The following is a 23629-nucleotide window of genomic DNA, read 5'->3' as shown; positions in this document are numbered from 1 at the left end:
GATGCTGAAGATCGAAGCACTGAACCAGTACTACGGCGGCAGCCATATCCTGCGCAACGTGAACCTCGCCGCCGACGACGGCAAGCTCACCGTGCTGCTCGGCCGCAACGGCGTCGGCAAGAGCACGTTGCTGCGCTGCCTGATGGGCGTCGTCGCCGCAAAGAGCGGCAGCGTGTCGTGGCGCGGCACGGCGCTCGGCGCACTGCCGCCGTATGCGCGCGTCGCGGCCGGGCTCGCATACGTACCGCAGGGCCGCGACATCTTCCCGCGGCTGACCGTCGAGGAAAACCTGCTCGTCGGCGCGGCGAGCCGCAAGGCGCCGTCGAAAGTGCCGGACCGCATCTACGACCTGTTTCCCGTGCTGAAGGACATGCGCGCGCGGCGCGGCGGCGACCTGTCGGGCGGCCAGCAGCAGCAGCTCGCGATCGGCCGCGCGCTGATGAGCGAGCCGCAGTTGCTGATCCTCGACGAGCCGACCGAAGGCATCCAGCCGTCGATCATCCAGGACATCGGCCGCACGCTGCGCCAGCTCGTCGACGAATCGAAGATGACCGTGCTGCTCGTCGAACAGTATTACGACTTCGCGCAATCGATCGCGGACCGCTACTGGGTGATGAGCCGCGGCGAGATCGTCGCGGGCGGCGACGCGCGCGACATGGAGACGAACGGCGTACGCGAACTGATCGCGGTGTGATGCGTGGCAGGGCGGCAGGCACGGCGACGGACACGGGCGGCCGGCCCGCGAGGCTGCCGCACGCGGCGCTTTCAACGAACGCGGCATCTGCATTATTGTTCCGGTAGCATCCACGTTCTTCGCACCCGCATCCCTCGTTTCCCGCTCACCGCCGATGTCCGCCCCCGATTCGCACGCTCCGCTGTCCCGCCCCGCCGTCGCCAAGTCGTGGCGCGGCCGCCTCGAACTCGGCTTCGAGCGGCACGGCGCGCGCACGACGCTCGCGCACCGGCTGCACGACGGCCCGCTGCGCGTGCAGCGGCCGCTGTATCCGGAAGGCGACGCGATCTGCCACGCGGTGATCGTCCATCCGCCGGGCGGCGTCGCGGGCGGCGACCGGCTCGACATCGACATCGCGCTCGGCGACGGCACGCACGCGGTGCTGACGACACCCGGCGCGACCAAGTGGTACAAGTCGAACGGCCTCGATGCGACGCAGCGCATCGGCATCACCGTCGGCCGTGGCGCGAAGCTCGACTGGCTGCCGCAGAACAACCTGTTCTTCGACGCATCGCACGCATCGCTCGATTTCACGGTGACGATCGGCACGGGCGCGAGCGCGATCGGCTGGGACGCGACGCAGCTCGGCCGGCAGGCCGCCGGCGAAACCTGGTCGGCAGGACGCATCGCGTCGACCTCGGCGCTCGTCGATGCCGACGGCCGGCCGCTTTGGACCGAACGCGCGCTGCTCGACGCACACGATCCGCTGCGCGGCGCGCTGCAAGGCCTCGCCGGCTTTCCCGCGTACGGCACGCTGTGGGCCGTCGGCGCCGCGTGCGACGCCGCGCTGGCCGAATCGCTCGCCGCCCGGATGCCGTTCGACGGCACGCTGCGCGCGGGCGCGACCTGCGTGACGCCAGGCGTCGTGCTCGTGCGCGCATTGTCGACCTCGATGGAAGCGCTGCAACGCCACTTCACCGACTGCTGGCTGCAGTTGCGGCCGATCGTGCACGGCGTCGACGCACGGCCGCTGCGCCTCTGGCAAACCTGAGCGTTCGCGCCGCGCACCGTTTCGGCGCACGGCTGCATCGAACGCTGCACACCGTCCATGCACGACGCACCACGAACGCGCATCGCCCCGTGTTCCATGCACATGGCACGCGCCTTGCTCCTTTCATAAGCGATACACGACGCACGCAAAACAGCGCGGTGCTACGATGACTCGCGCGCCCGCCGCATTGCATGCGCACCGATAAAAATTACGTTTTCCTGAACGTCTCCCTTCATGAAACTGACTCCCCGAGAGAAGGACAAGCTGCTGATCTTCACGGCAGCGCTGCTGGCCGAGCGCCGTCGCGCGCGCGGCCTGAAGCTCAACTATCCGGAGGCGGTCGCCTTCATCACCGCCGCGCTGATGGAAGCCGCGCGCGACGGCAAGACGGTCGCCGAAGTGATGCACTACGGCACGACGCTGCTCACGCGCGACGACGTGATGGACGGCGTGCCGGAGATGATTCCCGACATCCAGGTCGAAGCGACCTTCCCCGACGGCACGAAGCTCGTGACCGTCCACCACCCGATTCCGTGAGGCCACGCATGATCCCCGGCGAAATCCTCACCGACGACGGCGAACACGAACTGAACGCGGGCCGCGAAACGCTGACGCTCGTCGTCGCGAACACCGGCGACCGCCCGGTGCAGGTCGGCTCGCACTACCACTTCTTCGAAGTCAACGATGCACTGTCGTTCGACCGCGCGGCCGCGCGCGGCTTCCGGCTCAACATCGCGGCCGGCACGGCCGTGCGCTTCGAGCCGGGCCAGACGCGCACCATCGAGCTCGTCGCGCTCGCGGGCGAGCGCGCCGTCTACGGTTTTCAGGGCAAGGTGATGGGGCCGCTGTAAGCCGCGCCCCGCTCTTCAGGAACAGCACGACATGACACTACGCTTGAGCCGCCGCGCGTACGCGGAAATGTTCGGGCCGACGACGGGCGACCGCGTCCGGCTCGCCGATACCGAACTGCTGATCGAGATCGAACGCGACTTCACGACCTACGGCGAGGAAGTGAAATTCGGCGGCGGGAAAGTGATCCGCGACGGGATGGGCCAGTCGCAGCGCGTGGCCGCCGACGTGCCCGACACGGTCATCACGAACGCGGTGATCCTCGATCACTGGGGCATCGTGAAGGCCGACATCGCACTCAAGCACGGCCGCATCGCCGCGATCGGCAAGGCCGGCAACCCCGACATTCAACCGGGCGTGACGATCGCGATCGGCGCGGCGACCGAAGTGATCGCCGGCGAAGGATTGATCGTGACGGCCGGCGGCATCGACACGCACATCCACTTCATCAGCCCGCAGCAGATCGACGAGGCGCTCGCGTCGGGCGTCACGACGATGCTCGGCGGCGGCACGGGGCCGGCCACCGGCACCAACGCGACGACCTGCACGCCGGGCCCGTGGCACATGGAGCGGATGCTGCAGGCGGCCGACGGCTGGCCGATCAACCTCGGCTTCCTCGGCAAGGGCAACGCCAGCCTGCCGGAACCGCTCGTCGAGCAGATCGCGGCCGGCGCGATCGGGCTGAAGCTGCACGAGGACTGGGGCACGACGCCCGCCGCGATCGACAACTGCCTGTCGGTCGCCGACGACACCGACACGCAGGTCGCAATCCACACCGATACGCTGAACGAAGGCGGCTTCGTCGAATCGACGGTCGCCGCGTTCAAGGGCCGCACGATCCACACGTACCACACCGAAGGCGCGGGCGGCGGCCATGCGCCCGACATCCTGAAGGTATGCGGCGAGTCGAACGTGCTGCCGTCGTCGACCAATCCGACGCGCCCGTACACGATCAACACGCTCGACGAGCATCTCGACATGCTGATGGTGTGCCATCACCTCGATCCGTCGATCGCCGAGGATCTCGCGTTCGCCGAATCGCGCATTCGCCGCGAGACGATCGCGGCCGAGGACATCCTGCACGATCTCGGCGCGCTGTCGATGCTGTCGTCCGATTCGCAGGCGATGGGCCGCGTCGGCGAAGTGATCATCCGCACCTGGCAGACCGCGCACAAGATGAAGGTGCAGCGCGGCGCGCTGCCGGAAGACGGCACGCGCAACGACAACTTCCGCGCGAAGCGCTACGTCGCGAAGTACACCATCAACCCGGCGATCACGCACGGCATCGCGCATGAAGTCGGCTCGATCGAACCCGGCAAGTGGGCCGACCTCGTGCTGTGGGAACCGGCGTTCTTCGGGATCAAGCCGTCGATGATCCTGAAGGGCGGGATGATCGCGATGGCGCAGATGGGCGACCCGAATGCGTCGATCCCGACGCCGCAGCCGGTCCACTATCGCGAGATGTTCGCGACACGCGGCGGGGCACTCGCCCGCACGTCGCTGACCTTCGTGTCGCAGATGGCGGCCGATGCCGGCATCGCGGAACGCTACGGCCTCGCGAAGCGGATCGTGCCCGTACGTAACTGCCGCAACGTGACGAAGGCAGACATGATCCACAACGCGTGGCGCCCGTCGATCAGCGTCGATCCCGAAACCTACGACGTGATCGCCGACGGCCAGTTGCTCACCTGCGAACCGGCGACGGTGCTGCCGATGGCGCAGCGCTATTTCCTGTTCTGATTTCCGGTTCCCCGTTTCATGCGCACCCTCGACAAACGCATTGCCCCGAACGTGAAACTCGCCGCGTCGCTCGTCGCACGCGCGCCGACGCTCACGCTCGCCTATGACGCCCGCTGCAAGAGCCGCCTCGCGGCGACGCTCGACACCGGCGAGGACGTCGCCGTCCTGCTGCCGCGCGGCACGGTGCTGCGCGACGGCGACGTGCTCGTCGCCGACGACGGCGCGCTCGTGCGCGTCGCCGCGGCGCCGGAGACCGTTCTGCTCGTGCGCGCGGCCGATCCGCTCACGCTGATGCGCGCCGCGTATCACCTGGGCAACCGCCACACGCCGGTCGAGATCGGCGACGGTTACCTGAAACTCGAAGCCGATCCGGTGCTCGCCGACATGCTGCGCCGGCTCGGCACGCAGGTCGAGGAAGCGCAGGCACCGTTCCAACCGGAGGCCGGCGCGTACGGCGGCGGCCACAAGCACGGGCACGACGCGACGTTCGCCGAAGACTACGCACTCGCGCAACAAGTGTTCGGCGAACACCACGGCCATTCGCATTCGCATTCGCACGATCACGATCACGATCATCAGCATGGTCCCGGATGCTCGCACGGCCACGGCCATGACCACCACTGAACTCGTCGCGCTGCTGCACCTCGCGTCTCCGGCGCTGCCGATCGGCGCGTACAGCTATTCGCAGGGACTTGAAGCCGCGCTCGACGCGAACCTCATCCACGACGCCGATTCCGCGCGCGACTGGATCGCCAGCGGCCTGACCAACGTGCTCGCGCACGGCGAGCTGCCGTTCCTCGCGCACCAGCTCGCACGCTGGCACGCGCACGACCCGCACGCGCTTGCCGCCGAAAACGCGTGGTTCGTCGCGAGCCGCGAATCGGCGGAACTGCGCCGCGAAACCGAGCAGATGGGCTGGTCGCTCGCGCAACTGTGCGCGTCGCTCGAATGGGGCGATGCCGCGCGCCGCGCGACGCTCGCGTCGATCTCGCCGGTCGCGCTGCCGACCGCGTTCGCCTACGCGGCCGCGATGCACGACGCCGGCGCCGACGCGACGCTCGCCGCGTACGCATTCGGCTGGGTCGAGAACCAGACGTCCGCCGCGCTGAAGGCCGTGCCGCTCGGCCAGCTCGCCGGGCAACGCATCATCGTCGCGCTGCGCGGCGCGATCGACGCGGCCGTGCGCCGTGCGCTCGCGACGCCGCCCGACGCCATCAACACGTTCGCGCCGCAGCTCGGCATCCTGTCCGCGCGGCACGAAACCCAGTACTCGCGGCTGTTCCGCTCCTGAACCTCATCGCCAGACCATGAACGCACCTGCCCCCTCCTCCGCCCGCCGCACGAAGAAACTGCCGCCGCTACGCGTCGGCATCGGCGGCCCCGTCGGCTCCGGCAAGACCACGCTGCTCGAAATGCTGTGCAAGGCGATGCGCGACCGGTACGACCTGGTCGCGATCACCAACGACATCTATACGAAGGAAGACCAGCGGCTGCTGACGGTGGCCGGCGCGCTGCCCGAGGAACGCATCATGGGCGTCGAGACGGGCGGCTGCCCGCACACGGCGATCCGGGAAGACGCATCGATCAACCTCGAGGCCGTCGACCGGATGCTGTCGCGCTTTCCGGACGCCGACATCGTGTTCATCGAATCGGGCGGCGACAATCTCGCGGCGACCTTCAGCCCCGAGCTGTCGGACCTGACGATTTATGTGATCGACGTCGCGGGCGGCGAGAAGATTCCGCGCAAGGGCGGCCCCGGCATCACGAAGTCCGACCTGCTCGTGATCAACAAGACCGACCTCGCGCCGCTGGTCGGCGCGAATCTCGACGTGATGGCGTCCGACACGCGGAAGATGCGCGGCGAACGGCCTTACGTGATGACGAACCTGAAGGCGCTCGAAGGCGTCGCGGACGTGATCGCGTTCATCGAGAAGAAGGGATTGCTGACGGTCTGAGCACCATGGCAGCGGCTCGCGTCGCCGCCATGCGTTCGCGGGCGGCCTTGCGCCGCCCGTCGTCTATTCGTCGCCGGAAGCAGTGTCCTGCGCGTCTTGCAACGTGCGTTCGCCGCGTTCGGCCGGCGGCAGCAGCGCCGCGAGCACGTCGACCGTGCGCGCGGTCGCGCCACGGTGACGCGATGCGAAGGCCGCACCGGCCGCGCCCATCGCGATACGCCGCGCCTTGTCGGCGAACAGCGCGTCGAGCACGTGCGCGAGATCGAGCGGATCCGCGACCTGCATCGCCGCACCGGCCGCAACCGCGTCGGCGGTCGCCTGCGTGAAGTTGAACACGTGCGGCCCGATCAGCACCGGCACGCCGACCGCGCACGCTTCGATCAGGTTCTGGCCGCCGAGCGGCAGCAGGCTGCCGCCGATGAACGCGATGTCGGCGGCCGCGTAATACGCGCCGAGCTCGCCCATCGAATCGCCGAGCAGCACCGTCACGTCGCCGGCCAACGGTTCGGCAGCCGGCCGGCCGGCCGCGAGCGCGGCCGCGTCGGCGGCCCACACCGAGCGGCGCACGGACTTGAGCCCGCCGCGCGCGACGAGCGCCTCGACTTCGGCGAAACGCTGCGGATGACGCGGCACGAGCACCAGCAGCGCATCGGGCGTGCGCATTTCCGCGAACGCCTGCAGCACCAGCGCTTCTTCGTTCTCGCGCGTGCTGGCGGCCACCCACACGGGCCGCGGGCCGATCGCATCGCGCCACGCATGGCCGCGCGCCGCGAGTTCCGGCGGCGTCGTCATGTCGAACTTCAGGTTGCCGAGCACGGTCACGTTGCGCGCGCCGAGCGACGTCAGCCGCTCCGCATCGGCCGGGCTCTGCGCGAGCACGCGCGAGAAGCCGCCGAATACGTCGCGCGTCGCCGCGCCGAACTTCGCCGCGCGCCGGAACGAACGCGCGGACATCCGCGCATTGGTCAGCACGAGCGGCACGTCCGCGCGACGGCACTCGTCGATCAGCGTCGGCCACACCTCGGTTTCCATCACGAGGCCGAGCGTCGGCCGCCACGCGTGCAGGAAACGCCGCACCGCGCCCGGCATGTCGTACGGCAGGTAGCAGCGCAGCACACGATCGCCGAAGATCTGTTCACCGGTCGCGCGGCCGCTCGGCGTCATGTGCGTGAGCAGGATGCGCACATCGGGGCGCGCGTGCATCAGCGCGTCGATCAGCGGCTGCGCGGCGCGCGTCTCGCCGACCGACACCGCATGCACCCAGATCAGCGGCGTGCGGTCGTCGCGCGAGCGGCCGGCCACGTGACCGAAGCGCTCGCCGATGTGCTCGCGATAGCCGCGCTCCTTGCGCGAGCGCACGTAGAGCCGGATGACCGCGACCGGCGCGACGAGCCACCACAGCGCGCGATAGATCACCCTCAGCATGCGGCGGCCCTCGTGTTACGTCGAAGCAGGTGCGCGCTCAAACCAGCGCCCTGCCTTTCAGGCGTTCGAGAATGCCGAGCGGCGCGCATTCGCGGCGGACCATCGCGTCGACCGGCAGGAAGAACGTCTGCTCGAGCATGAACTGGCCGGACATCACAGCGTGCGAAGTCTGATCCGAGAAACATATCCACACGCTGCCCGGCGGAAACGGCATCGTTTGCTGTGGACAAGTCTTCTGGTAGTCGAGATCGGCCTTCATGCTGTCGTGCAGGTTCAGCATCAGGTGGTCGTACGCGCTGCGCGGCGACTTCGTCACGTGCAGCAGGTTCAGCAGCCACGCGGCGCCCGGCAGTTGCGGCCTGATCGTCGGCAGGAAGCGCTTCGCGACGTCCTCGAACGGCTCGCCGACGCGCCATACGCGCGGCACGCCGGCCGGGTTCACGTTCGTGAACACGCGCAGGATGCGCTCACCGTAGTTCGGCCGCGACGGGAACGCGTCGACGTGCAGCCGGCTGTCGTCCTTGCGCCACGACGTCTGGCGCGTCTCGACCTGCATCAGCCGCAGGCTCGTCGGCGCGACGCGCAGCTTGCCGCGGTATTCGGGAAAGAGGCCGTCGACGAGCGTGCCTGCCTGCTGCTGGAAGCGCGCGACGAGCGCGCGCACGGCCGACTGCGTGACGCTGTCGCCGAGCACGCCGGCGAGCGCGCCGCCGTTCGGCGCGAGACTGATGTTCTTGCGTTTCGGATCGGCGAGCGCCGGATCAAGCAGTGCTTCCTCGCCGCCTTCGATCGCGAAGCGCAGGTGCGGGAAATACAGCACCTTGCCTTCCTCGACGGCGGCCAGCAACTGCTCGCGCGGCGCCGACAGGTTGTGTCCGCTCCAGTCGGCGGACGGGACTTCGATGATCTGGGATTCGCTCATGATCGGTTCGCGTGTGTGGCAGCGTTACAGGAGACCGAAGCCCGCGAGCGCCGACTTCACCTGCGCGATCGACGGGGGTTGCCCCGCCGTGCCGAGATTGACGACGTTCGGCGACCAGTAGCCGCCGGTCCGCCAGGCCGTCGCGAAATTGTACAGTTCGACCGTCGGACGCTTCAGCGCGGCCGCGATGTGAACCAGACCTGTATCAACCCCGACGGTCGCGGCCGCGCCGTCGATCAGGCCGACCACGGCCGGCAGCGACAGCTTCGGCGGCACGATCGCCGCATCGCCGAATTCCTTCGCGAGCCGCTCGCTGGTCGCGCGCTCCGCGTCGTTGCCCCACGGCAGCACGAGCGACGCGCCGCGCCGCACGAGCGCCTGGCCGAGCTCGATCCACGCGGCGTCCGGCCACTGCTTGTCGGCGCGCGACGTCGCATGGACGAACACCACGTACGGCACCGGCAGGTTCAGGCCGAGCGCGGCCACCGCGAGCGCCGCTGCGCGCGTGTCGAGGCCGAAGTCGACCGGATCGGCCGGTGTCGGCGCCGGGTCGTCCAGCGCGGCCGCGACAAGTTGCCGCGAGCGCTCGACGACGTGCGTACGCGGCGCGATCGGCACGCGCTTGCGATAGAAGAAACGCACCGGCCATTCATAGCCGGCGCCGTCGGTGCGGTTGCCGAGCCCGACGAGCGGGCCGCGGGCCCAGCTCGCGACCCAGGCCGTCTTGATGAGGCCCTGGCAGTCGATCACGAGATCGTACTGCTCGGCCGCGAGGCGCTTGCGGAATGCGCGGATCTCGCGCCACGTGGCACCCGAGAACGGCTTCTTGCGCCAGCGGCGCAGCGAGAACGGCAGCACGTTGCGCACGCCGTCGACGAGCCGCACGAGGTCGACGAAGCTTTCCTCGACGAGCCAGTCGATCTGCGCATCGGGGTGGCGGCGCCGGATATCGGCGATCACCGGCATGTTGTGCACGACGTCGCCCAGCGACGACACGCGCACGATCAGGATCTTTTGCACGCTGAAAAAACGCCGGCTGGCAGCCGGCGACAGGCATAAAGGGGGGATTTTATCTCGCCCGGCGGGCCAGACAGGCAAAAAGCGGCCGCACGCCCGTGGCGTGCGCCGCTTTTCGGGATGGGCGCGGCCGGCGAACCGGCCGTCGCACGGCGGGCGGCCCGCAGGCCGCCGACGTTCAGAACGGCAGCTTGACGTCCGGCTTTGCGGCCGTCAGCACCCGGCGGAAGTCTTCCTGGATGCGCTTGAGCCCTTCCTGCGTCTCGGATTCGAAGCGCATCACGACGACCGGCGTCGTGTTCGACGAACGCGCGAGGCCGAAGCCGTCCGGGTATTCGACGCGCAGGCCGTCGATCGTCACGACTTCCTCGGCGCCGTCGAACTTCGCCTCTTTCTGCAGCTTGTCGATCAGGCGGAAGTTCTCGCCTTCGTCGAGCCAGAGCTGCAGTTCCGGCGTGCTCATCGCGTCCGGCAGTGCATTGAGCAGCGCGCTCGGGTCGGCCGTCTTCGCGAGGATCTCGAGCAGGCGCGCGCCCGTGTAGAGACCGTCGTCGAAGCCGTACCAGCGATCCTTGAAGAACACGTGGCCGCTCATTTCGCCGGCGAGCGGAGCGCCCGTCTCGCGCAGCTTCGCCTTCACGAGCGAGTGGCCCGTCTTCCACATCAGCGGCTCGCCGCCCTTCGACTTGATCCACTGCGCGAGGTGGCGCGTGCACTTCACGTCGTAGATGATCTGCGCGCCCGGATTGCGCGACAGCACTTCTTCCGCGAACAGCATCAGCTGGCGGTCCGGATAGATGATCTGGCCGTCCTTCGTGACGACGCCGAGGCGGTCGCCGTCGCCGTCGAACGCGAAGCCGAGCTCGGCATCGGTGTCCTTCAGCGCCTGGATCACGTCCTGCAGGTTTTCCGGGTGCGCGGGATCGGGGTGGTGGTTCGGGAACGTGCCGTCGATGTCGGTGAAGCGTTCGACGAGTTCGCAACCGAGCGCCTTGAACAGGCGCGTCGCGAGCGGGCCCGCGACGCCGTTGCCGGCGTCGACGACCAGCTTCAGCGGCCGCGCGAGCTTCACGTCGCCGACGATGCGCGCGATGTACTGATCGGCGACGTCGAATTCTTCATACGTGCCGCTGCCCGTCTCGAAGCGCTCGTCGACGATGCGGCGGTACAGCGCCTGGATCTGCTCGCCGTAGATCGCGGCGCCGCGCAGCACCATCTTGAAGCCGTTGTAGTCGGGCGGGTTGTGGCTGCCCGTGACCACGATGCACGAATCGACGCGGCGCTCGCCGCCCTTCAGCGCCAGCGGCACGTTCGCCGCGAAATAGCCGACCGGCGTGGGCACCATGCCGACGTCGACGACGTCGACACCGGCCGCACGCAGGCCATCGGCGAGTGCGCCGACGAGTTCCGGCCCGGACAGGCGGCCGTCGCGCGCGACGACGACCGCGTCGCCGCCCTGTGCACGCACTTCGCTGCCGAATGCCCGGCCGATCCCGCGCGCCGTGTCGACGTCGAGTGTCTTGCCGACCACGCCACGGATGTCATATGCCTTGAAGATGGATTGGGAGATCATCGATTCTCTTCTCTCTCAGTTGCGTGCATGGAAAATTGTCTGGCTTGGCTGGCCGCCTCTCGCCGGTGCCGCGCATGATACATGCGGCCCCGCAAAACAAGGAACGGAACGGCTGGAGCGGTCGCGATCCCACTTATAATCGCGGGTTTTGATGACGCGCATACTGCCCATTTTAATGCCTAGCCGCTCCGCCGCCGCCAATCCGCAGCCCTCGGGCGCCCCGACGGCCGCCCCGTGCGCGCGCCGCTGCGCCGCATGCTGAAGCGCTTCGGCAACCCGGACGTCGCGAAAGCCGTCGCGAACCTCGTCTGGCTGGGGCTCGAACGGCTCACGCAGATCGGCGTCGCGATCGCGATCAGCGGCCTGCTGGCCCGTTATTTCGGGCCAGATGTGTTCGGCAAATGGCAGTATGCGAATACGCTCCTCCTGGTACTGGCGCCGCTCACCTGGGTGTGCGGCGCGGAAATCCTCGTCCCGACCATCGTCCAGCGCCCGCCCGCCCAGCTCGGCGCGGTGCTCGGCAGCGCGTTCGCGCTGCGCATCGCCGTATCGGCCGCCGCGCTCGTCGCGACCTGGATCGCGATCGCTGCAGGCGCCTTCGATCCGCTGGTCGGCGCGATGCTCGCGGGCCTCGCCGTCACGATGGTATTCCGCGAGCCGTTCGTCGGCATGATCAACGCGTGGCTGCAGAGCATGACCTACAGCAAGCCGCAGCTCGTCACCAGCATGGTCACGGCGCTCGCCAAGGCGCTGCTCGTGTGGCTGCTGGTCCGCGCGGCTGCCGGCCCCGCCCGCTTCGCGTGGCTGTGGGCGCTCGAGGCCGCCGCGATCGGCTTCGCGCTGCTGCTGTACTACCGGCATCGTAACGGCGGCGCGCTCGGCTGGACGTTCGATAAACCGCTGTTCAGGCACTTTGCAACGGCCGGCACCGTGTTCTGGCTCGGGCTCATCTGCATGTACCTGTTCCTGAAGCTTGACCGCCTGATGCTCGAGCGTCACGTGTCGTTCGCCGATCTCGGCCGCTATTCGGCCGCGCAGCAGCTCAACGAGAACTGGATCACGCTCGCGCTGATGCTCGCGCAAACCATCGCGCCCGCCTTCGTCTACCGCGTGCAGGACGTCGCGCGGCTGCGCCGCAACATCGTCCGGCTGATCGCGATGACGGCCGGCCTGATGACGGCCGGCGCGCTCGTGCTCGACGCGGCCGCCCCGCTGATCGTCGGCAAGGTGTTCGGCTCCGGCTACGAGGCGTCGGTCGACATCTTCCGCTGGGCCGTCTGGCTGTCCGTGCCGGCCGGCATCGAGGCGATAGGCAATCTTATCGTTCTCAAATATCAAGCAAAATTCGTGTTGCTGTCGAAATGGCTGCTCGCGCTGGCGATCGCCGTGCTCGTCAACCTGTTCGCGATCCCGCGGCTCGGCCTGTACGGCGCGCTCGTCGGGCTGGCCGCCGGCTATCTGGCCGCGGCCGCCGTCAACTTTTATTACATCCGTTTCAAGCTGCGAACATGACGTCCCCTGATTGCCCGCCCCCGCTCGACGACGTGGCCGTGCTGATGCCGGCCTACAACGGGCATGACGACGTCGTCCGGACCCTCGCGTCGTTTCGCGAGGATGCGCCCGTGCACGTGCTGATCGTCGACGACGGCAGCACGCCGCCGATCGTCGCGCCCGACCTGCCGGGCCTCGCAATCGAGGTGCTGCGCATGCCGCAGAACGGCGGCATCGAGCGCGCGCTCGCGGCCGGCATCGACGCGCTCGCGGCGCGCGGCTTCCGCTATGCGGCCCGCATCGACGCGGGCGACCTGGCCGCGCCCCGGCGCCTCGCGAAAGAGCGCGCGTATCTCGGCGCCAACCCGCGCGTGGCCTGCGTCGGCATGTGGACGCAGGTCGTGTCGCGCGCCGGCGAACCGCGTTTCATGCTGACGCCGCCCGCCGATCCGCGCACGCTGCGCCGCACGCGCTTCCTGCGCTCGCCGCTCGTGCATCCTTCGGTGATGCTGCGCATCGACGCCGTGCGGGAAGTCGGCAACTATCGCGCGAAATACCGCGCAGCCGAGGATCTCGATCTTTTTTTACGGTTAATGCAACGCTACGATTGCGCGAACCTGCCGGAACTCGGCCTGTATTACGAACTGAACGAGGGCGGGATCAGTGCGACCAAGCGCCGGCGCCAGCTGGTGTCGACGCTCACGCTGCTGCTGAGCCACTTCAATGCGCTGAACCCGTACGACTGGGCCGGCCTCGCCAAGAACTTGCTGCATTTCGTGACGCCGTACCGTACGTTGCAGCGGATCAAGCAGACGCTGTTCGCCGCGCGGCCGTCCGCTTGACGCGCATCCGGCCCTTTCGGCAATTTCGACGGTTTATTTTTTCTTTTTTTCATGTCCGCCACTTCCCCGCTGCGCATCGCGCTCGTCTGCAACACGGCCTGGGCGATCTACACGTATCGCCACGGGCTGATCCGTGCGCTCGTCGCGCGCGGCGCCGAGGTCATCGTGATCGCGCCGCACGACCGCACCGTGCCGTTGCTCGAGCAGATGGGCTGCCGCTACGTGGCGCTCGCGGTCGCGTCGAAAGGCACGAGCCCGCGCGAGGATCTCGGCACGCTCGCGGCGCTGGTGCGCCACTACCGCGCGCTGCGGCCCGATCTCGTGTTCCATTACACGATCAAGCCGAACATCTACGGGTCGGTTGCCGCGTGGCTCGCACGCGTGCCGTCGATCGCGGTGACGACGGGGCTCGGCTACGTCTTCATCCAGAAGAGCCGCGCGGCGAGTGTCGCGAAACGGCTGTACCGGTTCGCGTTCCGCTTCCCGCGTGAAGTGTGGTTCCTGAACCGCGACGATCTCGCGACCTTCACCGACGAGCAGTTGCTCGCGCATCCTGACCGCGCGCGGCTGCTGCACGGCGAAGGCGTCGATCTCGAACAGTTCGCGCCCGTGCCGCTGCCTGCCGGCGACGCGCCCGTCTTCATCCTGATCGGCCGGCTGCTGTGGGACAAGGGCGTGCGCGAATACGTGGAAGCCGCGCGCATCGTGCGCGGCCGCTTCCCGACCGCACGCTTCCAGCTGCTCGGGCCGCTCGGCGTCGACAACCCGAGCGCGATCGGCCGCGCGGACGTCGACGCGTGGGTCGGCGAAGGCATCATCGAATATCTCGGCGAGGCGCACGACGTGCGCCCGCACATCGCGGCGGCCGACTGCGTCGTGCTGCCGTCGTACCGCGAAGGCGTGCCGCGCACGCTGATGGAAGCCTCGGCGATGGGCCGCCCGATCGTCGCGACCGACGTGCCGGGCTGCCGCGACGTCGTCGCCGACGGCGAAACGGGCTTCCTTTGCCGCGTGCGCGACAGCGCAAGCCTCGCGGAGCAACTGCTCCGCATGATCGAACTCGGAACGGCCGGCCGCGACGCGATGGGCGCGCGCGGCCGGCAGAAGGTCGCGGCGGAATTCGACGAGCAGCAGGTCGTCGAACGCTACCGGCAGACCATTCGTTCGTTGACCGGTATCACCCTCTGAAGGAGCGCATCTGCAATGACCGCTAAAGGCACCATCCTCGTTACCGGCGGCGCGGGCTATATCGGCTCGCACACGGCCGTCGAGCTGCTCGACAACGGCTACGATGTCGTGATCGTCGACAACCTCGTCAACAGCAAGGCCGAGTCCGTCCGGCGCATCGAGCAGATCACGGGCAAGACGCCCGCGTTCCACCAGGTCGACGTGTGCGACGAAGCCGCGCTCGCGAAGGTGTTCGACGCGCACCCGATCACCGGGACCATCCATTTCGCGGCGCTCAAGGCCGTCGGCGAATCGGTCGCGAAGCCGCTCGAGTACTACCAGAACAACATCGGCGGCCTGCTCGCCGTGCTCAAGGTCATGCGCGAGCGCAACGTCAGGCAGTTCGTGTTCAGCTCGTCCGCGACCGTGTACGGCGTGCCCGAGCGCTCGCCGATCGACGAATCGTTCCCGCTGTCGGCAACGAACCCGTACGGCCAGTCGAAGCTGATCGCCGAGCAGATCCTGCGTGATCTCGAGGTGTCCGATCCTTCGTGGCGCATCGCGACGCTGCGCTACTTCAATCCGGTCGGCGCGCATGCCAGCGGGCTGATCGGCGAGGATCCGGCCGGCATCCCGAACAACCTGATGCCGTACGTCGCTCAGGTCGCGGTCGGCAAGCTGGACAAGCTGCGCGTGTTCGGTTCCGACTACGCGACGCCGGACGGCACGGGCGTTCGCGACTACATCCACGTCGTCGATCTCGCGAAGGGGCACATCGCCGCGCTCGACGCGCTGGCGAAGCGCGACGCGAGCTTCGTCGTGAACCTCGGCACCGGCCAGGGCTACAGCGTGCTGGAAGTCGTGCGTGCGTTCGAGAAGGCGTCGGGCCGCCCGGTGCCGTACGAACTCGTCGCGCGCCGTCCGGGCGATATCGCCGAGTGCTACGCGAACCCGCAGGCCGCGGCCGACATCATCGGCTGGCGCGCGACGCTCGGTATCGAAGAAATGTGTGCCGATCACTGGCGATGGCAGGAGGGGAACCCGCGCGGTTTTGTATAATCCGCTGTCCATTTTTCGAGCGATCCCATGCTCAGCTTCGCGTCCGGCTTCATCGTCTCCCTGCTCGTTACGCTGTTCATCGTGCGCTATGCGCACCTTCACGAGAAATTCTCGGTCGACAGCGATCTGGCCGGCGTGCAGAAATTCCACGTGCGGCCCGTGCCGCGGGTCGGGGGCATCGGGATCCTCGCCGGGGTCGTCGTTGCCGCGCTGGTGCTGTCGCGGCGCTATCCGACGATCTCCGGCAGCATTCTCGGGATCGCGGCCTGCGGGCTGCCCGCTTTCCTGTCCGGCCTCGTCGAGGACCTGACCAAGCGCGTGTCGCCGCGCGCACGGCTGCTCTGCACGATGGGCGCGGCCGCGCTGGCGTTCTGGCTGCTCGGTATCGCGGTCAAGCGCATCAGCGTGCCGCCGCTCGATTTCCTGCTCGGCTACGTCGTCATCTCGGCGTTCATCACCGTGCTCGCGGTCGCGGCGCTCGCGAACGCGATCAACATCATCGACGGGTTCAACGGGCTCGCATCGATGGTCAGCTTCATGATGTTCGCGTCGCTCGCGTATGTCGCATTCCACGTCAACGACCCGGTCGTGATGTCCGCGTCGATCATCATGATGGGCGCCGTGCTCGGCTTCTTCCTGTGGAATTTCCCGGCCGGGCTGATCTTCCTCGGCGACGGCGGCGCGTACTTCATCGGCTTCATGCTCGCGGAGCTCGCGATCATGCTCGTGATGCGCAACCACGAGGTGTCGGCGTGGTACCCGGTGCTGCTGTTCATGTACCCGATCTTCGAGACCTGTTTCTCGATCTACCGGAAGAAGTTCATCCGCGGGATGTCGCCGGGGATTCCGGACGGCGTGCATCTGCACATGCTGGTGTACAAGCGGCTGATGCGCTGGGCCGTGGGGACGAAGCATGCGCACGACTTGACGCGGCGGAATTCGCTGACCTCACCTTATCTGTGGCTGCTGTGCCTCGTCGCGGTGATACCGGCGACGCTGTTCTGGCGGCATACGGTGCACCTGTTCGTGTTCGTCGTGCTGTTCGCGCTGACCTACGTGTGGCTCTATCTCAGCATCGTGCGGTTCAGGGCGCCGCGGTGGATGGTGGTGCGCAAGGAAAGGCGGGGGCATTGAGCAGCGTCACGCCAGCTGCCAGATAGAAAAGCGCCCCGCGGGGCGCTTTTTTCATGTGTCGTCGAGCCGTTCGGGTCTCGCCTCGGCGCGTCACTTGCTCGACGCGGCGCGCACCGACGGTACGCTCTGCAAGGTCGGGGCAACGGCCGTCTGGTATTCAGGCACCCAGCGCCGCAGGTCGCGCCGCACTTCGTCGTCGGACAGCACGCGGTGCTGCATCAGCCACGGCAGCAACTCGTCGAGGAGATTGTCCGGCACTTCGCGCGCCCGCGCGATCCGCAGTTTCGGGTGCGGCGTGCGCGTCGTCGCCTCGTCGTCCGCGAGCAGCTCCTCGTAGAGCTTCTCTCCGGGCCGCAGCCCGGTGAATTCGATGCGGATCTGTTCTTCCGAGAAGCCGTATAAGCGAATCAGGTCGCACGCGAGATCGACGATCTTCACCGGCTCGCCCATGTCGAGAATGAAGATCTCGCCGCCGTGCCCCATGCTCGACGCCTGCAGCACGAGCTGCGACGCCTCCGGGATCGTCATGAAGAACCGCGTGATCTCCGGGTGCGTGACCGTCACCGGGCCGCCCTTCGCGATCTGCTGCTGGAATTTCGGAATCACGCTGCCCGCGCTGCCGAGTACGTTGCCGAAGCGCACCGTCTCGAACTGCGTCCGCCCGCTCGTCTGCTGCAATGCCTGGCAGGCCATTTCGGCGAGGCGCTTGCTCGCGCCCATCACGTTGGTCGGATTGACGGCCTTGTCGGTCGAGATCAGCACGAAGTGGCGCACGTCGTGGCGAATCGCCGCGCGCGCCACGCGATAGGTGCCGAGCACGTTGTTGCGCAGTGCCTGCCACGCGTTGTGCTCCTCCATCAGCGGCACGTGCTTGTAGGCGGCCGCGTGAAACACGATGTGCGGCGCATGGCGCGACATCACCTGGTCGAGCAGCAGCGAATCCTTCGCATCGCCGATGATCGGCAGCACGGGCAAGTCGGGGAACCGTTCGCGCAGCTCCTCGGTGAGCCGGTACATCGCGTATTCGGACAGGTCGAATGCGACCAGTTGCGCCGGTGCAAAGCGCAGGATCTGCCGGCACAGCTCGGAGCCGATCGAACCGCCCGCGCCCGTTACCATCACGACGCGGCCGCGCAGCAGCGCCTCGACGTGCGGCGTGTCGATCGTCACGGCATCGCGGCCGAGCAGATCCTCGAGATCGATGTTCCGGACCTGCGACAGGAAGCCCTGCCCCGGCATCAGTGCGGTCAGCGAGGGCAGCACCATCGCCTTCACGCCGGCCCGCACGCACAGTGTCGCGACACGACGCTGGGCCTCGACCGACGCCGACGGAATCGCGATGATCGCGTACTCGACCTTCATCGCATCGGTCCAGTGCTTCAGGTCGTTGAACGAGCCCAGCACCTTGTAGCCGTAGATTTCGCGGCCCTGCTTCGTGACGTCGTCGTCGAGCAGGCCGACGAGGCGCCATTCGCCGGAACGCGACAGCTCGCGCGCGAGACTCGCGCCGGCCGTGCCGGCGCCGAGCACCAGCACCGGCTTGCCCTTGCCGACGAGCCCGCCGTACAGGTAGTACTCCTTCGTCGCGCGATACAGCGCGCGCGCGCCGCCCATCGCCAGGAACAGCATCAGCGGCGACACGAGCAGCACCGAGCGCGGAATGATCGGCTGCGGCTGGAACATCACGGCGCCGATCATCACGATCACGCCGCCGCCGACCACCGCCTTCGCGATGCGCATCAGGTCAGGCAGGCTCGCGAACACCCACAGGCCGCGATACAGGCCGAACCCGTGGAACATCAGCGCGAAGATGGGCAGCACCCACGTCAACGCCATCAGCGCGCCGCTCAGGAAATCATGCGGAACACTGCCGTTGAAACGAACGAGATAAGCGAACAACCACGCGGCCACAACCGCTGTCAGGTCGAACAGGAAAGCACTCAATGACAGCCAAGATGCCTTGGAACGCAACATCGGCGGGAAACCTCAAGAATTGTTTTCGGCGGCCGCCTGAAACCGGCGCCAACGCATGTCGATCAACCATCCGAACCATGCCAGGACGCCATACCACGCGAGGAACGACAGCCATTGCTGCAGTTCGGGGCGGCCCTTTGCCCACACGGCGACAATTATGCCCGCGAGCATGATGAGGTACCAATAAAGAGCGGTCCGACCGTGGCTGACGCCCGATCGGACCATCCTTTGATAATAGTGCTCGCGGTGCGCCTGCCAGAACTTTTCTCCGCGTAACAAGCGTCTCAAAAGTGTTACAGATGCATCGGCAATAAAGGGCGCGAACACCATCGCCGGGAACCAGATCGGCCAGACATCGGTACGCCAGCCCCAGTAGCCCAGCGCACCGGCCAGGAATCCGAGCGGAATCGAGCCTGCGTCGCCGAGGAACAGTCTCGCCGGGTGGAAATTGAGCAGAAGAAAGCCCAGCGCCGCGCCGGCGACCGCCGCGCCCGCCACGACGAGATCGGGCGACGGATGCGCGCCGCCGAGCGCCGCGACCGCGTACCCACCGAAGCCGAACAGCGCCATGCCGCCCGCGAGGCCGTCGGCGCCGTCCATGAAGTTGTACAGGTTCGTCAGCCAGACCATCGCGAAACCCACACCGGCGAGCAGCCACCAGGGCGCATCGGCCGGGAACACGACGATCAGCGCGACGACTGCCGCAAGGTGCGCCGAGAACCGCACGCGGGCCGGCAGCCCGCGCCGGTCGTCGATCTGCGACATCGCGGCGAGTCCTGCGGCGGCGACGGCGATCAGCCAGAGTCGCGGCGCCAGCGCCAGCAATGCAACGACGCAGACCGGTACGATGCCCCATCCGCCGACGCGCGGCGTCGGCAATGTATGAAGCGAACGGTCGTTTGGAATGTCAGTGGCGAGGCGCCATGCGAGGCCGGTCGCAAGCAGCCCACGCAGGATCGCCGTCGATGCGATGGCGGCGACCAGCGCCACCACGGCCGCCACGGGCCATGTGGAGATCGTGAAAGGCATGTCGATTATTGTTGTGTGTCGCGCGAACGATACCACGCCGCGGTCGCTTCGAGGCCCTGGCGGGTCGTATAGGGCGGATGCCAGCCCAGCACGCGCTTGATCCGGCCCGTGTCGAGCTGCAGGCTGCCGGTCAGCCGGTCGATGGCCGCGCTGCGACCGGTCAGCTTGCCGAGCGCACGCAACAGCGCCGGCGGCACCGCGATCAGCCGGGCCGGCCGGCCGAGCGCGTCGCCGACGAGGCGCAGCAGGCTCGCGACCGACGGTGCATCGTCGTCGGCGACGTGAAAGCATTCGCCGGCCGCGCGCGGGTCGATTGCGCAACGCAGCAGCGCATCGGCGAGGTTGTCGACGTAGACGATGCTGCGGCGCGCCGAAACCGAGCCGAGCGGCAACGGCATCCCGCGCGCGACCGCGTCCATCATCCGCAGGAAGTTGGCGCGGACGGACGGGCCGTAGACGAGCGGCGGACGAACGACGACGACGTCGAGCCCCGCCGACGCGCCGAATTGCGCGAGCTGCCGCTCCGCCCGTAGTTTCGAGCGGCCGTATGCGTCCTGCGGATCGGGTTCGGAAGCCTCGGACAGCGGCACCCCGCCGTCGCCTTCACCGACCGCCTTGATGCTGCTCGCGAACACGATGCGGCGCACGCCGCGATGGCGCGCCGCCTCGGCGAGACGCAGCGTACCGGCGACGTTGGTGGCATCGAACGCGGCGTCGGGATCGGGCGACTCGTCGCGCATCACGTGCACGCGCGCGGCGAGATGGATCATGCAATCGGCGGCCAGATCGGTGGGCCATGCTTCAGCCAGCGCATCGAAATCGGCGGTGTCGTGCACCCACTCGCGCACGCCGTCGATGCAGCCGCCCGGACGCCGTACCAGGGCGGTAACCGTGTGCCCGGCTTCCAACGCGCGGCGGCAGACTGCGCGGCCGACGAAGCCGTTCGCGCCGGTGACGACGAGGTGACTCACCAGAACCTCCAACCGAAGCGGTTGTAGAACTTGAAGGCCGATGCGGCGAACATGCGGATGTGCGCGAAGCCCTTGCGGGATGCGCCGCCGCCGTGGTGGATCACGCGGACCGACGGAACATACGCGACGCGAGCGACCTCGTGCGTGCGCAGGCTCAGGTCGTAGTCCTCGAAGTACAGGAAGTAGCGCGGATCGAAGCCGCCGAGTTGCTTCAGGACTTCGGTGCGGAACAGCATGAAGCAGCCGCTGACGATGGGGGGATCCCAGACGATATCGTGATCGTTGATCACGTCACGCATTTCGTAGCGGGCGAGGCGATTCACAAAAGGTACGCGGAACCGCGCCGGCAGGAAGCCGCGCACGAGCAGATCGAGCACCGCCGGGAACCGGCGGCACAGATACTGCTGTCCGCCCGCGTCATCGCCGATCCACGGGGTCAGCGCGCCAGCGTCGGGATGCGAGTCGAGGAACGCACGAGCGGCAACGAGTGCGTTTGCATCGAGATCGATGTCGGGATTCAAGATCAGGTGAAACGGGCGTGTCGACGTTTCGATCGCGAGATTGTGCCCCCGTCCGTAACCGACGTTGCCGTGGCCTGACAGAATCCGGGTGGTGACGCCTTTCGTACCGAGATCGTCAATCAATGCGGACACGTCTCCCAGCCCACCGTTATCGACGAGAAACAGATCGACCGGAGAGGCCGACGCGCCGGCACACAAACGCGCGCAAGCTGCGCCCAGGCTGGTCAGCGTCTGCCCGAGCTGAACGATATCAGGCTGATAAACGACGATGGAAACCGACAATCCTTCGGCATCACGGGGTTGCAGGCTTGTTACATTCATCCGTAGTTCGGCTACGCGCTTGCCAGGAGAAGCGCAGGTTAGACAGTCCGGCAGGTTGCGGCAAGGCTGGCGCCGACAGTGCAATTCTAACGTCAGCACGGTCCATGCCGTCAGAAAAAGCCGGCCCTTATTTTCGACACGCCATTCGATGTCGTCGGCGAGTACCACGCGACACACGCGGCGTCGCGGGGCACGCCGTACCGCCCTCATCGCAATCCGCCGCGCGACCCAGTGCACATCGCGTCTCATCCAAACCGGAAACACGCTCGCGAACACACGCATCGACTCGCAGCATCATCGCTTTCACGCCGACCGTGGCTCGACATCCGTACAACGTGTCGCCAACATCCATCCATTGCACCGAAGCAGGACAACACGGCGACACGTGATTTGAACGTTGGATCGGGCCGGTAATGCACGGTAACGCTCGACAGCCAATTGAAATGATCCGAATTGCCCTTCTTCCATTTGGACTACTTAGAATGCAATATCGACGCACCACTTCCGATTCTCTGCCGTTCATGCCGCGTTGCCCCGCCGCCTCTTGCAGGTCCGCCTCGCTGCGGAGCAACGACATCGCGTTTCACGACGCCATTTGAACCAGTCGCCTGCGGTCACCTTCAATCGGAGCGACAGACGAAGCGAACAACGATCGAGTTGACGCTCTCCGCGTAACAACAAGTGCATTTTTTACGCCATGCCCGACACTTTCCTCGCTCCACCGGCAATATCTCCTACGCTGATCGTTGTCCTGGGCATGCATCGTAGCGGGACGAGCGTCCTCACGCGTGCGATGGAAACGGTCGGCGCCGACCTCGGCGAAAAACTCATGCCTCCTGCCGCGGGCAACAATGACAAAGGCTTCTTCGAGGACCTGGATATCAATCAAGTCAATATCGAAATCCTGCACGAAGCAGGATTCGATTGGGACACTATGGCTTCGATCGATTTGAGCTCGATCGATGAGCGTCGCGTGGATCAACTCCGTGCCAATGCGGCGCGCATCTTGCGTACCAAATGCGACGGCAAGATCTTTGCACTGAAGGACCCGAGAATTTCCCGGCTGCCGCAGTTCTGGCAACCGATCTTCTCTGCCCTGCCGTCCCGCGTGGTCTACGCCATCGCCGTTCGGAATCCGATGAGCGTTGCACGCTCGTTATTGAAACGAGATAATTTCGCCGAAGAAAAGTCACATATTCTCTGGCTTGCCCACACGGTTTCCGCACTCGAAATGACTGCGGGCCATCAACGCACGCTGATCGGTTACGATGCGTTGCTGGATGCCCCACGCCAGGAACTGGCTCGCATTTCGTCCGAGCTTGAATTGCCTTTGATCGAATCCGCTATCGATTCGTTCGAGAAAGAGTTCGTCGACGGCGCTCTTCGCCATACGAGATTTACCCGCCAGGATCTCGACTCGCTTCGCACATTTCCCCGGCAAGTCCGGGAACTGTTCTACGCACTCGACGAGACCATCCGGAACAGGCTTCCGTCCGATAACGCGATGCTCGACCAGGCGGTCAAGCACGCACGCCTTTACCTCACCGACGTTTCGCCCCTGTTGAAATACGAATGGCAACTCGATTGCCGTTCGAAGACGCTGAACGCGGCAGTCGCTTCGCTTAGCGAATCAATCGCTTCGCTCACCGAGTCAGTCCGCGTATCGGAATCCGAGCGACATGCATTGTCCGACGAGCTTCATCTGGCAAACGTCGATCGTACCAACGCATACAACCGGCTGGATGAAGCCGAAACCGAACTGTCTGCAGCCCGAGCAGTGGTTGCTGCGCTGGAATCGGACGTTGTCAGCATGCGTGAATTGAACGCGGAAATGCTGTCGTCGACGAGTTGGCGGATCACGGCGCCGTTGCGCGCCCTCAAGCAACGGCTGACAAGACACTGACGACGCACTTGC

22 protein-coding genes are annotated in these 23629 nt (G+C 67.0%); 14 read left to right on the top strand and 8 right to left on the bottom strand.

Annotation, left to right across the window (positions count from 1 at the left end; all coding sequences use genetic code 11):
• Position 1 precedes the first annotated feature (1 nt).
• The 8 genes from urtE (at position 2) to ureG (ending at position 6268) form a co-directional block, all read left to right on the top strand.
• The gene (urtE, locus tag AC5LXX_RS04295) at positions 2-694 is read left to right on the top strand and encodes an urea ABC transporter ATP-binding subunit UrtE (RefSeq protein ID WP_493402499.1); all 693 of its coding nucleotides are present in this window, start codon (positions 2-4) and stop codon (positions 692-694) included.
• A 154-nt stretch (positions 695-848) separates the two neighbouring features.
• Positions 849-1724: an urease accessory protein UreD gene (locus AC5LXX_RS04290; RefSeq protein ID WP_322082024.1), complete on the top strand. Its 876-nt coding sequence runs from the start codon at positions 849-851 to the stop codon at positions 1722-1724.
• 234 nt (positions 1725-1958) lie between these two features.
• Positions 1959-2261, top strand: coding sequence for an urease subunit gamma (gene ureA, locus AC5LXX_RS04285; protein WP_006406310.1), 303 nt, complete (start codon positions 1959-1961; stop codon positions 2259-2261).
• Between the two features lie 8 nt (positions 2262-2269).
• Positions 2270-2575: an urease subunit beta gene (locus tag AC5LXX_RS04280; RefSeq protein ID WP_493410589.1), complete on the top strand. Its 306-nt coding sequence runs from the start codon at positions 2270-2272 to the stop codon at positions 2573-2575.
• A 31-nt stretch (positions 2576-2606) separates the two neighbouring features.
• Positions 2607-4313 (top strand): urease subunit alpha, encoded by a 1707-nt coding sequence (ureC, locus tag AC5LXX_RS04275; protein WP_124449113.1) that lies wholly within the window; start codon positions 2607-2609, stop codon positions 4311-4313.
• Between the two features lie 18 nt (positions 4314-4331).
• Complete coding sequence (gene ureE, locus AC5LXX_RS04270; protein ID WP_493410588.1) at positions 4332-4937, top strand: urease accessory protein UreE; 606 nt, start codon at positions 4332-4334, stop codon at positions 4935-4937.
• Positions 4924-5604, top strand: a complete 681-nt coding sequence (locus AC5LXX_RS04265) for an urease accessory protein UreF (protein ID WP_493410587.1) — start codon at positions 4924-4926, stop codon at positions 5602-5604. Before ureE ends, AC5LXX_RS04265 begins: the two co-directional genes overlap by 14 nt.
• A gap of 16 nt (positions 5605-5620) precedes the next feature.
• The gene (gene ureG / locus AC5LXX_RS04260; protein WP_124449119.1) at positions 5621-6268 is read left to right on the top strand and encodes an urease accessory protein UreG; all 648 of its coding nucleotides are present in this window, start codon (positions 5621-5623) and stop codon (positions 6266-6268) included.
• A 63-nt stretch (positions 6269-6331) separates the two neighbouring features.
• Here ureG and waaA read toward each other — a convergent pair whose 3' ends face one another.
• The 4 genes from waaA to AC5LXX_RS04240 form a co-directional block, all read right to left on the bottom strand.
• Positions 6332-7693, bottom strand: a complete 1362-nt coding sequence (waaA, locus tag AC5LXX_RS04255) for a lipid IV(A) 3-deoxy-D-manno-octulosonic acid transferase (RefSeq protein WP_493410586.1) — start codon at positions 7691-7693, stop codon at positions 6332-6334.
• A 37-nt stretch (positions 7694-7730) separates the two neighbouring features.
• A complete protein-coding gene (gene kdoO, locus AC5LXX_RS04250; RefSeq protein WP_124449123.1) occupies positions 7731-8615 on the bottom strand; it encodes a Kdo hydroxylase KdoO in 885 nt (294 codons plus the stop codon).
• Positions 8616-8639: 24 nt separating this feature from the next.
• Positions 8640-9635: a lipopolysaccharide heptosyltransferase I gene (gene waaC, locus AC5LXX_RS04245; RefSeq protein ID WP_124449125.1), complete on the bottom strand. Its 996-nt coding sequence runs from the start codon at positions 9633-9635 to the stop codon at positions 8640-8642.
• Positions 9636-9810: 175 nt separating this feature from the next.
• Positions 9811-11205: a phosphomannomutase/phosphoglucomutase gene (locus AC5LXX_RS04240; RefSeq protein ID WP_493410585.1), complete on the bottom strand. Its 1395-nt coding sequence runs from the start codon at positions 11203-11205 to the stop codon at positions 9811-9813.
• A 255-nt stretch (positions 11206-11460) separates the two neighbouring features.
• On the opposite strand from AC5LXX_RS04240, the gene AC5LXX_RS04235 reads away from it, so the two are divergent.
• From AC5LXX_RS04235 to AC5LXX_RS04215, 5 genes are read left to right on the top strand one after another with little or no spacing between them, the layout of a single operon-like run.
• Positions 11461-12717, top strand: coding sequence for an oligosaccharide flippase family protein (locus AC5LXX_RS04235; protein WP_493410584.1), 1257 nt, complete (start codon positions 11461-11463; stop codon positions 12715-12717).
• Positions 12714-13538, top strand: coding sequence for a glycosyltransferase (locus AC5LXX_RS04230; protein ID WP_124449131.1), 825 nt, complete (start codon positions 12714-12716; stop codon positions 13536-13538). Before AC5LXX_RS04235 ends, AC5LXX_RS04230 begins: the two co-directional genes overlap by 4 nt.
• Positions 13539-13589: 51 nt before the next feature.
• On the top strand, positions 13590-14726 hold the full coding sequence (locus tag AC5LXX_RS04225) for a glycosyltransferase family 4 protein (RefSeq protein ID WP_493410583.1): 1137 nt from the start codon (positions 13590-13592) through the stop codon (positions 14724-14726).
• Positions 14727-14741: 15 nt separating this feature from the next.
• Positions 14742-15764, top strand: a complete 1023-nt coding sequence (gene galE, locus AC5LXX_RS04220; protein ID WP_493402489.1) for a UDP-glucose 4-epimerase GalE — start codon at positions 14742-14744, stop codon at positions 15762-15764.
• Positions 15765-15791: 27 nt separating this feature from the next.
• The gene (locus AC5LXX_RS04215; RefSeq protein ID WP_124449136.1) at positions 15792-16898 is read left to right on the top strand and encodes an MraY family glycosyltransferase; all 1107 of its coding nucleotides are present in this window, start codon (positions 15792-15794) and stop codon (positions 16896-16898) included.
• Between the two features lie 90 nt (positions 16899-16988).
• Here the strand turns inward: AC5LXX_RS04215 and AC5LXX_RS04210 are convergent, their stop codons facing one another.
• Genes AC5LXX_RS04210 through AC5LXX_RS04195 form a run of 4 tightly spaced genes read right to left on the bottom strand, consistent with a single transcriptional unit; the run spans position 16989 to position 21714 of the window.
• Positions 16989-18872, bottom strand: coding sequence for a polysaccharide biosynthesis protein (locus AC5LXX_RS04210; RefSeq protein ID WP_493410582.1), 1884 nt, complete (start codon positions 18870-18872; stop codon positions 16989-16991).
• A gap of 12 nt (positions 18873-18884) precedes the next feature.
• Positions 18885-19901: an MraY family glycosyltransferase gene (locus AC5LXX_RS04205; RefSeq protein WP_493410581.1), complete on the bottom strand. Its 1017-nt coding sequence runs from the start codon at positions 19899-19901 to the stop codon at positions 18885-18887.
• Positions 19902-19906: 5 nt separating this feature from the next.
• Positions 19907-20872 carry a UDP-glucose 4-epimerase family protein gene (locus AC5LXX_RS04200; RefSeq protein WP_493410580.1) on the bottom strand — a complete coding sequence of 322 codons (966 nt, stop codon included), beginning with the start codon at positions 20870-20872 and terminating at the stop codon, positions 19907-19909.
• Positions 20869-21714, bottom strand: a complete 846-nt coding sequence (locus AC5LXX_RS04195) for a glycosyltransferase (RefSeq protein WP_493411084.1) — start codon at positions 21712-21714, stop codon at positions 20869-20871. Before AC5LXX_RS04195 ends, AC5LXX_RS04200 begins: the two co-directional genes overlap by 4 nt.
• A 697-nt stretch (positions 21715-22411) precedes the next feature.
• Here AC5LXX_RS04195 and AC5LXX_RS04190 point away from each other — a divergent pair.
• A complete protein-coding gene (locus tag AC5LXX_RS04190) occupies positions 22412-23617 on the top strand; it encodes a sulfotransferase family protein (RefSeq protein WP_493410579.1) in 1206 nt (401 codons plus the stop codon).
• Positions 23618-23629 lie beyond the last annotated feature (12 nt).

This window comes from Burkholderia torrens (assembly GCF_984668525.1).
This window is presented reverse-complemented; position numbering and strand designations above follow the sequence as displayed.